Raw genomic sequence first — 12,154 nt, 5'->3', positions numbered from 1 at the left:
TTTTATTTTCTTCCATTGTTTCTGATGTTCAGACCAGTCTCACTGGCTGATTTTGAATAAAGGTTAATCTATGAAACCCGTAATTGCGCTCATTGGTCGTCCGAATGTCGGAAAATCAACGTTATTTAATCAGATTACCAAGAGCCGTGATGCACTCGTTGCTGACTTTGCCGGTCTTACCCGTGACCGTAAATATGGCGATGCTGTTTTCCAAAATAAATCATTTATTGTGGTCGATACTGGCGGTATTGGCGAAAGTGAAGGTGGTATTGATGCCTATATGGCAGAACAGTCTAAAACGGCCATCAATGAAGCAGATATTATTGTTTTTGTAGTCGATGCACGCGCAGGACTACTTGCATCTGATGAACAGATTGCCCGTGAAATTCGTACTTTGGGTAAAAAAGTTTACCTCGTGGCGAATAAAGTCGATGGCGTTCATGCTGAAGCTGCTGTGGTTGAGTTTTATCAACTGGGCTTTGGTGAGCCATTACACGTTGCGGCCAGTCATGGTCGTGGTGTGGCACAAATGCTTGAGGAAGTGCTTGAAGACGTTCCTGAAGATGAAGATGGTGCTGCACACGATAAAGCAACAGGTCTGCGTTTAGCGATTATTGGTCGTCCTAACGTCGGTAAGTCGACCTTGGTTAACCGTTTGTTGGGTGAAGAGCGTGTAGTTGCATTTGACGAACCAGGTACAACACGTGATTCGATTTATATTCCTTTTGAGCGTGATGGTCGTCAATACACCTTAATTGATACCGCAGGTGTGCGCCGTAAAGGTAAAGTAGATGAAATGATTGAGAAATTCTCAATTGTTAAAACTTTACAAGCGATCAAAGATGCCCATGTCATTGTGGTTGTTTTAGATGCTCGTGAGGGTGTAGTAGAACAAGACCTCCATTTAATTGGCTATGCTTTAGAAGCAGGTCGTGCCATGGTGATTGCCATCAATAAATGGGACAACATGACGGACTATGACCGCAAGCAATGTAAGCTTGATGTTGACCGTCGTTTTGACTTTATTCCATGGGCAAAAGTGCATCTCATTTCTGCATTACACGGTACAGGGGTGGGTGAGTTATATCCTTCGATTCATCGTGCTTATGATTCTTCGCATTTAAAAGTTTCACCTGCGAAAATTACGCAAATTTTGAATGATGCGACTGAAGCACATCAACCACCGATGATTAGCGGTCGTCGTATTAAAATGCGTTATGCGCATATGGGTGGACAAAATCCACCAACGATTGTGGTTCATGGTAATAAGGTGGATAAAACCCCAGCAGATTATCGCCGTTATCTTGAGAATGTATTCCGTAAAGTTTATAAGCTTGAAGGTACACCTGTTCGAATTGAGTTTAAAACGTCTGAAAATCCATTTGAAGGTCGTAAGTCTCAAGTGAATGAGCGTGTGTTAGCACGTAAACGTCGTTATGTGCAGAAATTTAAAAAGGCTGCTAAGAAATATAAAAGCTAATTGATTTGGTTTAGATAGAAGAAAGCCCGAAGTTTACTTTGGGCTTTTTTCTTTTAAGATGTGATTATATTTTTGATCAGGTGATTGATGTGACCAGACTGATACGTGTAGAGGTGGATACACTGGAGCATATTGTACCATTATCTCCAACATTAGATCGTAAGGCTAAAATTCAGCTGCAAAAGCAGGCGGTCTATGGTTATCGCAATCAATTGTTGTCCGAGCAATTACAGATTGAGTTACAACAACAGGATTTTGCTCAGACCGAGTACGGCAAACCGTATTTAATCAATTTTCCTAAATTCTATTTTAATCATAGCCATAGCCACAAACATTATGCCTTAGCAAGTAGTCGGCAGATGCACGATTTGGGTGTGGATGTTGAAGACTTAGACCGCAAGGTACGCTTTGAAGCATTAGCAGCACATGCATTTCACCCCAATGAGTTACAGCATTGGCATGCGTTAGCACAAGACCGAAATTATTGGTTTAAGGTTTGGACCACTAAAGAAGCGGTTCTGAAAGCTGCAGGGCTTGGGGTGCGTTTGAACTTAAATGAATTAGAAACGCGGGTGCATCCAATTCACGATGGTGGATTATGTTATCACCCCTTAATTGGGACATTTGCCTATCAAAACTTTCATTTGGCGCAGGTGATGCTCACAGTTGCATGGCGTTCCGAAGCTTCTTGTAATGGTTTTGCTTTTCCCAAAATTCAAATTATTTCTGCGTTATAGTTTATTAAGAAATTTTTAAATGGGCTGGTTGCTAAAAACTGCTGATCGAAAAGAGATGGAAACGATGCGGAAGGAAATGATCGCAATATTAAATGTGATATTGGTTGTATATTGCTAAATATGAAGTTTATTGCATAGGGTGTTTGGTTGAATAAAGTTTTATGAAATAAAAAAGCCTATCGAAAGACAGGCTTTTTTTGATTCAGCTTATTTTCTTTTGGCCAGTATACGATTGCCGATTCGATTGACAAATTGTGGACTCATGCCAGACAGGGTAAAGAGAAGTTTGCTTTTCAAGCCCACAGGTTGGTGCGTTGGTGTAAAGATTGTATCTTGGCGTTGCACCAATTGATAAATCTGTTCAGCAACATCATCGGCAGTTAAATGCACCCCCATGTTTTGAATACTGCCAGCATCCATATCTTTAACCATAGCGGTTTGTACAAACAGTGGCATCACATCTAAAACGCGTATGCCATATTTTTGCCATTCAATGTCTAATCCTTCGGTAATGCCGCGCACGGCAAACTTGCTGGCAGAATAAGATACCAGATCGGCTTGTCCATAAATGGCCGAAGCAGAAGATAAGTTAATCACCCGAGCAAACGAGGCTTGTTTTAAAAAGGGAAAGGCTGCATGGCAACCATTTAAAACCCCTTTGATATTAATGTCGATAGTACGATGATGTGCGGCAATATCGGTCTGTTCAAAAGCACCTGAATATAAAATTCCTGCATTATTGACCAATACATTAATTTCACCAGCCCAAGCCTGAAATTCGCTTAGCGCCTGTTGCCATTGGCTATAGTTGGACACATCCAGTAACCCTGCTTTGGCTTGTGGTCCCAATTGTTGGGCCAGTTTTTGCGCTTGAACAGCGTTAATATCATAAATGCCCACTTTGTAGCCATGTTGATAAAACAGCGTTGCAATTGCAGCGCCAATGCCTTGTGCTGCTCCACTAATAAATATACTGTGCATGTCATTTTCCCTGTTTATTTTGTTTTTGTCGCGCGTCGGTTTTTCATTTATTTGGCTTGAGCATAACAAATATTAACAGTGAAAATCTAAGTTTATATAACGTGATTGGAGTGATAAAACGTGGATGAGTTATTGGCAATAATGCGTGAGTTACGTGAAAAATGTCCATGGGATCAACAACAAACACCACAAAGTTTAACCAAATATGCCATAGAAGAGGCTTATGAAGTGGAAGCCGCGATTCGAGATGGTAACACCGATGAAATTCGAGATGAACTTGGTGATCTGCTGCTACAAGTGGTTTTTCAAGCGCAAATGTTTAGCGAGCAGGGGGCTTTTGATTTTGATGATGTCGTACAGGCGATCACTGAAAAATTAATTCGTCGTCATCCACATGTCTTTCAAACAGAACAATTTTCACAATTGAGTTCGGCAGATGTTGCGGTGCTGTGGAAGCAAATTAAGCAGCAAGAAAAACAGGGCAAAACTCAATCTCGCTTAGATGAAATTAAGCATGGACCTGCCCTTCAACAAGCAGATGCAATCCAAAAAAATGCAGCACAAATCGGTTTCGATTTTGCTGATGTTGCAGGTGCTTATGGAAAATTAAACGAAGAATTGGCTGAATTGCAGCAAGCGATAGACAATCAAAATTCCGACGAAATATTCGACGAATTTGGGGATTGCTTATTTTCACTGATCAATGTTGGACGTAAACTTGGAGTGTCGAGTGAAATGGCACTTTTAAGCACCATTCATAAATTTAGAACACGCTTTGCTTTCATTGAAAATCAGGCTGAGCAACAACAGCAAAAAATTGAAGCGCTTTCTTTAGCAGAAATGGATCAATTGTGGGAGCAAGCGAAACAACAATTAAAATAATAGGTGTCCAATGAAAAAAATAAAACAGCTGCTTCAGCGCATTTTTAATCTCTGTATCTTTATGTCATTGTTGGGTGGGTCGACGCTTTATGCGCAACAATTTGATCAACAATATTTAAAGTGGAAGGCAGAACAAGAAGCCCAAGATGCACGTTTAAAAATTCCACGCGTCTCCACAACTCAAAATTATTATTTGGCAAAGCCGGCTTTACAAGTATCCAGTGCTGCTAAAATAAGTTTAAATCAAGCCAATTTAGCGCAATTACAAGAATTATCTGGTATTGGATTAAAAAAAGCAGAAGCGATTATTGCTTATCGTCAAAAAAATGGGAAATTTAAAAACATTGAGGAATTGCAGCAGGTGAAGGGCATTGGGCCTGTTTTATTTGCCAAGAATAAAGACCGATTAGGTCTGTAATTTATACTTTAAGTGAGTACAAAGGGGCGAACAATATATCTAGCATTGAGATAATCAAATTGCCCTTTGATTGTGTTAGATATATGATTAGCGTCATCTTAGATATTTTACGTTCAGACGTAGGAGACAGCGTCTTTTGCAAACTTTGCACGCGTCAAAATGTGGTTTATCAACCGCTCAATTACCTTCTTACATCTTAGATGTTATCGATGCCTTAACCAAGGCAGGCTTTGAAGCGTATATCGTTGGGGGTGGTGTTCGTGACTTAATGTTGGGTCTAAATCCTAAAGATTTTGATGCCGTCACCAATGCTACACCTGCTCAAGTGAAAGAAGTTTTCGGACGACGTTGTCGTATTATTGGACGACGTTTTGAGCTTGCTCATGTTTATTCCGGTCGAGAACTGGTCGAAGTTGCGACTTTCCGTGCGCCACCGAAAAAAGCGGTCACTTCTGCTTCGGGCATGATTTTACGAGATAATAATTGGGGCACGATTGAGCAAGATTTTGCTCGCCGTGATTTTTCAATTAATGCGATGTATTATCAACCACGTAAAGGTATCGTACTCGATTTTTGTCATGCCATTGATGACATAAAAAATAAAACTTTACGCTTACTGGGCGATCCAACTTTACGTTTTGAGGAAGATCCCGTCCGTATGCTGCGTACTTTACGCTTTGCAGCAAAATTGAATTTTAGTATTGCACCTGACATTTTAGAGGTTTTTACCCCTGAAATGACCCAGTTGTTGCGTGATATTTCTCCGCATCGTTTATATGATGAATCGCAGAAATTATTCACTATGGGGCATTTGAATCGTGTGCTGCCGATGCTGATCGATTTTGATATTTGGCGTCAGCTCTTTGCAGACATCGATCCAGAGATCTCAACCTTTATTGAACGTGCTGCCATCAATACTGATCAACGTATTCAAATCGGTAAAACCATCAATCCTGCATTTTTCTATGCGGTTTTGTTATGGAAACCTTTTTTAGAGCGTTGTGAGTTTTATGCAAATAAAGGCATGGTTGCTGCTGAAGCGCGAGCACAAGCGGGTTTAGATGTTTTAAAACGTCAAGCAACGCGAACCATTATTCCACGTTTTGCAGAAACCTTTATTCGTGAAGTTTGGGAAATGCAAACCCGTTTGCTTAGCCCTAAACCCCAGCAAATTCAAGCTTTATCTACGCATGCACGCTTCCGTGCAGGATTTGACTTCCTGTTACTTCGAGAGAAGTCAGGTGATCAAAGTACACAAGGCATGGGAACGTGGTGGGATTCGTATCAGTTAATGAGCACCGATGAAAAAGAACGTGCCATTAGTCAATACAACCGCCAACGTGCAAAAAGCCGTCGTAAAGCTCCTACTGGGGATGTGGTTGAAGCTAAATCCGTATCTGTTGAGATTGAGCCTTTGGTTAAAGAGACTGCACCACGCAGTCGTCGTGAGCGTAGTAGGGACAGAAGCAAACCTGAAAGACCTGTTCAAATGGTGACTTCAGGGGGTTCGGAAATTCGAGCAGATCATCCGATTTTAAAACGTAAACGGGTCAAACGCGATTTAAACCAAGTGGTTTTTGGACCGACTCAATGACCACTGTAACTTATATTGGTTTAGGCAGTAACTTGGGTGACTCACGGCAAATTTTGATCGAAGCTGTGCAAAAGCTGGCGACGCTTGGAACAGTGAAGACATCGAAGTTATATCAAAGTCCGCCCATGGGACCACAAGACCAACCGAATTATTTAAATGCGGTGGTACAGTTGCAAACGGATTTAGCCCCTTTGGCTTTATTAGACCAATTGCAATGTTTTGAGCAAGAGTCTGGTCGAGTACGTTTGCGCCATTGGGGTGAACGGACTTTAGATTTAGACTTATTGGTCTATGGTCAGCAACACATACACAATGCCCGTTTAACGGTGCCACATGTTGGGCTGTTTGAGCGTGATTTTGTGGTGATACCTTTGTTAGATTTAGATGCAAATATAGAAATCAAAGCACAACGATTAAAAGATTTACCCGTGGTACAACATCCGACAGTTGCTGTTTTGGATGATGACTCTTGGTCAAATATTTAATTTAGACATGTTCTTGGAACATGTTAGAGGAACATCTTGATGATTAGTCTCAGTGACTTAAGACAATTTAAAACCAATGGCCGCAAATTTTCGTGTTTGACTTGTTACGATGCCAGTATGGCGAAAGCAATGGAACTTGCACAAGTCGACAGTATTTTAATTGGCGATTCTTTGGGGATGGCGATTCAGGGGCGTGATTCAACGTTGCCCGTTACTGTAGAAGATATGGCTTACCATACAGCAGCAGTACGCCGTGGTAATCAGCATGCCTTTATTATGACCGATTTGCCGTTTATGAGTTACGCCACTTTAAATGATGCTTTAAGCAGTTCAAAAACTGTGATGCAAGCGGGTGCGCAAATGGTCAAAATGGAAGGCGGTGCATGGTTAAATGAAACGGTCACTGTTTTGACCCGAAATGGTATTCCTGTCTGTGTACACTTAGGTTTAACCCCACAATCGGTGCATGTCTTTGGTGGTTATAAACTACAAGCACGTACCCGTGAAGCTGCGGATCGCTTAATTGCTGATTGTAAAGCAGTGGTTGAAGCAGGTGCATCTTTATTATTATTAGAATGTGTGCCTGCACAATTAGGCAAAGAAATTAGTGAATTGTTTCCTGATGTGCCTGTGATTGGTATTGGGGCGGGTGTAGATACTGACGGTCAAGTACTGGTTGTTCAAGATATGCTGGGCTTGACCTTTGGTCGCGTGGCTAAATTTGTCCGTAATTTTATGAAAGAACAAGCGGGAGAAACTGCAATTTTGGATGCTTTTAAAGCCTACCATGCTGCGGTACTAGAGGGCTCTTTCCCTGCTAAAGAACACACTTTTCAAGTCGAGCTGTAAACATGAAAACAGAAACCACGATTCAAGGATTATCAGCGTCACTCAGTCCAGCTCGATCAGCGCGAAAAATTATTGGTTTTGTTCCGACCATGGGGAATTTACACGAAGGTCATTTAAACTTAGTGCGTGAAGCACGCAAATTATGTGATGTCGTGGTGGTCAGTATTTTTGTCAATCCCATTCAATTTGGTCCAAATGAAGATTTTGAAAATTATCCGCGTACTTTGGAGCAGGATAGTCGTTTGTTAGCCGATGTGGGGTGTGACATTGTTTTTGCGCCTACCGTTGAACAAATGTATGGCAACAAACCACGCTTCACCAATATTAGCGTGTCTGATATCACCAATGATTTATGTGGTTTACAACGTCCAGGTCACTTTGATGGCGTGGCAGTGGTTGTCACAAAATTGTTTAACATTGTACAGCCGAATTTTGCTTTCTTTGGACAAAAAGATTATCAGCAACTGGCGGTGATTCGTCAGTTTGTACGTGATTTGAATATTCCTTTAGAAGTGATCGGTGTACCAATTACGCGTGCAGAAGATGGTTTGGCACTTAGTTCGCGTAATGGCTATTTAACTGAAGAACAGCGTAAAATAGCACCGACCATTTTCCAAAGTTTAAAAGCGGCTGAACAAGAGCTGCACAATGGTGTTAGTCTTGTAGAAGTGTTAGAAAATATTAAGCATACGTTGACACAAGTTGGTTTTATTGTGGATTATGTGCAAGCACGTACACCTGAATTGCAAAAAATTGAAGAATTTAATCAGAATGTTATTCTATTTATTGCGGCTAAATTAGGCACTACTCGACTGATTGATAACTTACAAGTTAAACAAACGGTATAGTTTTAAGCAAACAGCATAAGCTAAAGGATAGCCTTGCCATGAAGCGTATTTTAATCGTTACAGGACAATCTGGATCAGGAAAATCATCTGCCTTACAGGTGCTTGAGGATCTAGGTTACTACTGTATTGATAATTTACCTTTGGCCTTGCTGCCTGAAATCGTGGCGAAGCTGGATCGTGAAAATAATCTAGAGCAATTGGCTTTAGGGGTGGATGTCCGCAGTACTCGCGCAGATTTGCAAGAATTTGACCATGTTTTTGAACAATTACAGAAACATGGTTCGGTTGATATTATTTATTTGACCACGCAAGACCAAGAATTGATTTCTCGTTTTAGTGCATCACGTCGTCCACATCCTTTAGCCAGTCGTTTTAAAAGTTTGACTGAATGTATTCAGGAAGAAAAAACATTATTACTTCCGATACAATTACGCTCAACAGTACATATTGATACCACCGATAAAAGTGTGCATGATTTAAAGCACACTTTATTGTCCAAACTTGGGCAATCGGATAACTTAATTTTAATTTTACAATCTTTTGGTTATAAACACGGTATTCCACTTGATGCCGATTATGTGTTTGACGTACGTCATTTGCCTAATCCACATTGGGATTTGGAATTGCGAAAATATTCAGGTTTAGACTTGCCTGTACAACAATTTTTGTTACAAAGTGAACAAACCAATGAGATGTTCCAAGATATTTACCATTTTTTAGATAAGTGGTTGCCTGCCTTTGCCGAAGGTCACCGTCACTATATGACAGTGTCTATTGGGTGTACGGGAGGGCAGCACCGTTCAGTATATATCGTGGATAGACTTAAAAAAGCCCTTGAGGAAAAATGGTCTATTCAGGTCTTACACAGGGAAATGAAGCACTGGTCATGATTGACACAACTGTTGACGTAATTAATAAACTAGGTTTACATGCGCGTGCGTCTGGAAAGCTAATCGAAGTCACCACCAAATTTCGTTCATCGATTCAAATTGGTAAAGGTGATAAATTGGTTGATGCAAAAAATATTATGTCCTTGCTCATGCTTGGTGCAGGCAAGGGCACAACTTTACGTTTAGTGCTTGATGGTGCAGATGAAGAACAAGCTTTATCTGAAATTCAAGCATTATTTGCAGCAAAATTTTACGAGGCAGATTAATCGTGGCACGTCGACCGCAACAGCGTTTTACTGAAGATGACTTTGACACTTTAGAAGGGCGTGCAAGCAAAACCGAACAAAAAAAAGCAGTGCAACGTATGGCTGCTTTAGGTGAACAATTGTCTGAATTGAGCCTGAAACAAATTCAGAAACTTCCAGTAGAAGAGCGTTTAATTGATGCTTTGTTGGATGTACGTAGTATTACTTCACATGAAGCACGTCGTCGCCAATTTTTACGTATTGGTAAATTGTTGCGTAATGAAGATGAAACCGTAATTTTATCTTATTTAACGCCACAGCAAGGTGCGAAAAAAACAGCACAATTGAACCGTTGGGTAGATCGTATGATTGCTCAGGGTGATCCTGTGATTAAGGAATTCATCAAAGCGCATAATGCAGCAGAGCATCATCCAATTCGTCAGCATATTTTGCGTATTCATCGTGATATTGCAAAACAATTGCCTGAAGATGAATTGGCTGCTTCAAAGCTGAAACTGTTTAATTACATTCAACAAGTGGCTTTAATTTCAGACAATTAATTTGTTTATCTTTAAAGCAAAAAAGCGGCTCTTGTGAGCCGCTTTTTTTATTGGTAAAAACCGTTTTTATATGATGAATGTTGCAGAGGATTAATTAAATTCACTGACAGCACGTTCTTTTGCCCAATCACGTAAGATGAATTTTTGTAGTTTTCCTGTCGATGTCTTGGGAATTTCGGTAATGATAATATCTTTGGGTACTTTAAAACGTGCTAAATGCTGCTTGCAAAATTCAACCAGTTCTTCAGGAGTTGCTGTTTTACCGTTTTTAAGTTCCACAAAGGCACATGGAACTTCTTGCCAACGTGGATCAGGTTTGGCAACCACGGCTACAGTGAGTACGGCAGGATGTTTATATAATATTTCTTCGACTTCAAGTGACGAAATATTTTCACCTCCGGAAATAATCACGTCTTTGGAGCGATCGGTAATTTTGGCATAACCATCGGGTTGGCAAACAGCCAGATCACCAGTATGGAACCATCCACCAGCAAAGGCTTCAGCTGTTGCTTCGGGGTTCTTTAAATAGCCTTTCATCACAATATTGCCACGGAACATAATCTCGCCCATGCTTTGTCCATCATGAGGTACTTCTTGCATGGTTTCAGGATCAAGTACTTTCATGCTGTCTTGCAGCGGATAAGGTACGCCTTGACGTGAATGGAGTTGCGCTTGTTCTTGAATGGACAACTCACTCCAGCCTGCCTGTGAGGCACAAAGTGCAGAAGGGCCATAGGTTTCCGTTAAGCCATACACGTGAGTCACATTAATACCAATATTACGCATGCCTTCAATGGTTGTCGCAGGTGGTGCGGCTCCTGCAACCATGACCTCTACACGGTGGTCAAAGGCCGTTTTTTTATCTTCTGGGGTATTAATTAGCATCGATAAAACAATAGGTGCACCGCAGAAATAATCAACTTTATGTTCAGCAATTAATTTGAAAATCAGCTCTGCATCGACTTTACGTAAACAGACGTTAGTGCCACCGTTGGCGGCCATAGTCCACGCAAAGCACCAGCCATTACAGTGGAATAGAGGAAGTGTCCATAAATAGGTTGCACGAGGGGTCATGCCACAAGCAATGATATTACTGGCTGCATTGATATAAGCACCGCGGTGATGGTAAACCACACCTTTAGGATTGCCTGTGGTTCCAGAGGTGTAACTTAAACTGATTGCATCCCATTCATCTTGAGGTAAATGCCATTCAAAATTTTCATCGCCGTCAAGCAGCCAGTCTTCATATTCAATTTGACCAATCGGGGTCGAAAATCCATACTCATATTCAGCATCATCGACATCTATCACATAGATGTCTTGCGGAACCAGTGCCAGTGCTTCTTTAGCAACTGCTGCAAATTCAGGGTCGACCAATAACACTTTCGTTTCCGCATGTTCCAGCATGAAAGCTAAAGTTTTGGCATCTAGACGGGTATTTAAGGTATTGAGTACAGCACCCGCCATAGGAACAGCAAAGTGCGCTTCAATCATGGCAGGAATATTGGGAAGCAGTGCAGAAACGGTATCATTTTTACCGATGCCGAGTTTTTGGAGTTGGCTAGCAAACTGGCGACAACGATTGTATGTTTCACGCCAAGTAATACGACGCTGACCATAAATAATCGCATGTTGATTTGGATAGATATATGCCGCACGATCAAGATAGCGTAGCGGTGACAACGCTACAAAGTTTGCGGGAGTACGCGGTAATTCATCGTATGCGCTAACCATTTTAAAACTCCATTCTCTATTTATTTTAAAACCCTGCTGAAAAGATATGCACTTCTACAGTGTCTTGCATTTAGGCTTTAGTCGAGTGTTTTTTTTAAACTTATAAGGTATTGAATATTAATAAAATTATTTTATTATGCATGGTCTTTTTGAACGCATGGGTTCCCATCTTTGCTTTTTTAGTTATTTTACTCTAATTGGGAAATTAAAAGTAAGATTAGCCGAGGAATAATAATGAAAATACAATGGGTGAATAAAATATGGAGCCATTGATCGAGACCTTAAAAAATTTTCGCCTTAAATTTTCTAATCTAGACATGTATTTGAATGATAAAAATAGTGTAATCAGCTATATAAATTCGTTCCGTGGGGCAGGTCATTTGTTTGGTGCTGTTGTAAGCCCCAAATAAGAAATCAGTTTTAAGCGTGATTGCGGTTGTTTTAGGCAGGG

Annotated in this window: 13 protein-coding genes; 11 read left to right on the top strand and 2 right to left on the bottom strand. The window is 40.8% G+C overall.

Annotation, left to right across the window (positions count from 1 at the left end; genetic code table 11):
- Window positions 1-70: 70 nt before the first annotated feature.
- Entirely contained in the window at window positions 71-1,480 is a 1,410-nt protein-coding gene (gene der / locus B9T24_RS06355) for a ribosome biogenesis GTPase Der (RefSeq protein ID WP_086165008.1), read from the top strand.
- 89 nt (window positions 1,481-1,569) lie between these two features.
- A complete protein-coding gene (locus B9T24_RS06350; RefSeq protein ID WP_086165231.1) occupies window positions 1,570-2,217 on the top strand; it encodes a 4'-phosphopantetheinyl transferase family protein in 648 nt (215 codons plus the stop codon).
- Between the two features lie 207 nt (window positions 2,218-2,424).
- On the opposite strand, the gene B9T24_RS06345 is transcribed toward B9T24_RS06350, so the two are convergent.
- Entirely contained in the window at window positions 2,425-3,198 is a 774-nt protein-coding gene (locus tag B9T24_RS06345) for an SDR family oxidoreductase (RefSeq protein WP_086165007.1), read from the bottom strand.
- A 120-nt stretch (window positions 3,199-3,318) separates the two neighbouring features.
- Here B9T24_RS06345 and mazG point away from each other — a divergent pair, with 120 nt between their 5' ends.
- The 9 genes from mazG (at window position 3,319) to yjgA (ending at window position 9,969) form a co-directional block, all read left to right on the top strand.
- The gene (gene mazG, locus B9T24_RS06340) at window positions 3,319-4,080 is read left to right on the top strand and encodes a nucleoside triphosphate pyrophosphohydrolase (RefSeq protein ID WP_086165006.1); all 762 of its coding nucleotides are present in this window, start codon (window positions 3,319-3,321) and stop codon (window positions 4,078-4,080) included.
- 10 nt (window positions 4,081-4,090) lie between these two features.
- Window positions 4,091-4,498 carry a ComEA family DNA-binding protein gene (locus B9T24_RS06335; RefSeq protein WP_171264861.1) on the top strand — a complete coding sequence of 136 codons (408 nt, stop codon included), beginning with the start codon at window positions 4,091-4,093 and terminating at the stop codon, window positions 4,496-4,498.
- Window positions 4,499-4,634: 136 nt separating this feature from the next.
- The gene (gene pcnB / locus B9T24_RS06330) at window positions 4,635-6,092 is read left to right on the top strand and encodes a polynucleotide adenylyltransferase PcnB (protein ID WP_086165005.1); all 1,458 of its coding nucleotides are present in this window, start codon (window positions 4,635-4,637) and stop codon (window positions 6,090-6,092) included.
- On the top strand, window positions 6,089-6,577 hold the full coding sequence (gene folK, locus B9T24_RS06325) for a 2-amino-4-hydroxy-6-hydroxymethyldihydropteridine diphosphokinase (protein WP_086165004.1): 489 nt from the start codon (window positions 6,089-6,091) through the stop codon (window positions 6,575-6,577). Before pcnB ends, folK begins: the two co-directional genes overlap by 4 nt.
- Before the next feature lie 39 nt (window positions 6,578-6,616).
- Window positions 6,617-7,426, top strand: coding sequence for a 3-methyl-2-oxobutanoate hydroxymethyltransferase (panB, locus tag B9T24_RS06320; RefSeq protein WP_086165003.1), 810 nt, complete (start codon window positions 6,617-6,619; stop codon window positions 7,424-7,426).
- A 2-nt stretch (window positions 7,427-7,428) separates the two neighbouring features.
- On the top strand, window positions 7,429-8,274 hold the full coding sequence (panC, locus tag B9T24_RS06315) for a pantoate--beta-alanine ligase (protein WP_086165002.1): 846 nt from the start codon (window positions 7,429-7,431) through the stop codon (window positions 8,272-8,274).
- A gap of 38 nt (window positions 8,275-8,312) precedes the next feature.
- Window positions 8,313-9,164 (top strand): RNase adapter RapZ, encoded by an 852-nt coding sequence (rapZ, locus tag B9T24_RS06310; RefSeq protein WP_004649821.1) that lies wholly within the window; start codon window positions 8,313-8,315, stop codon window positions 9,162-9,164.
- A complete protein-coding gene (locus B9T24_RS06305) occupies window positions 9,161-9,430 on the top strand; it encodes an HPr family phosphocarrier protein (RefSeq protein ID WP_034696949.1) in 270 nt (89 codons plus the stop codon). The genes rapZ and B9T24_RS06305 overlap by 4 nt, the downstream gene beginning before the upstream one ends.
- Window positions 9,431-9,432: 2 nt before the next feature.
- Entirely contained in the window at window positions 9,433-9,969 is a 537-nt protein-coding gene (yjgA, locus tag B9T24_RS06300) for a ribosome biogenesis factor YjgA (RefSeq protein WP_086165001.1), read from the top strand.
- Between the two features lie 90 nt (window positions 9,970-10,059).
- Here the strand turns inward: yjgA and B9T24_RS06295 are convergent, their stop codons facing one another.
- Window positions 10,060-11,703 (bottom strand): acyl-CoA synthetase, encoded by a 1,644-nt coding sequence (locus tag B9T24_RS06295; protein WP_086165000.1) that lies wholly within the window; start codon window positions 11,701-11,703, stop codon window positions 10,060-10,062.
- Window positions 11,704-12,154: the final 451 nt, after the last annotated feature.

The organism is Acinetobacter sp. ANC 4654 (assembly GCF_002135425.1).
Taxonomy (GTDB): domain Bacteria; phylum Pseudomonadota; class Gammaproteobacteria; order Pseudomonadales; family Moraxellaceae; genus Acinetobacter; species Acinetobacter kyonggiensis.
The sequence above is the reverse complement of the archived record's forward strand: the minus strand, read 5'-3'. Positions and strand labels throughout refer to the sequence as shown.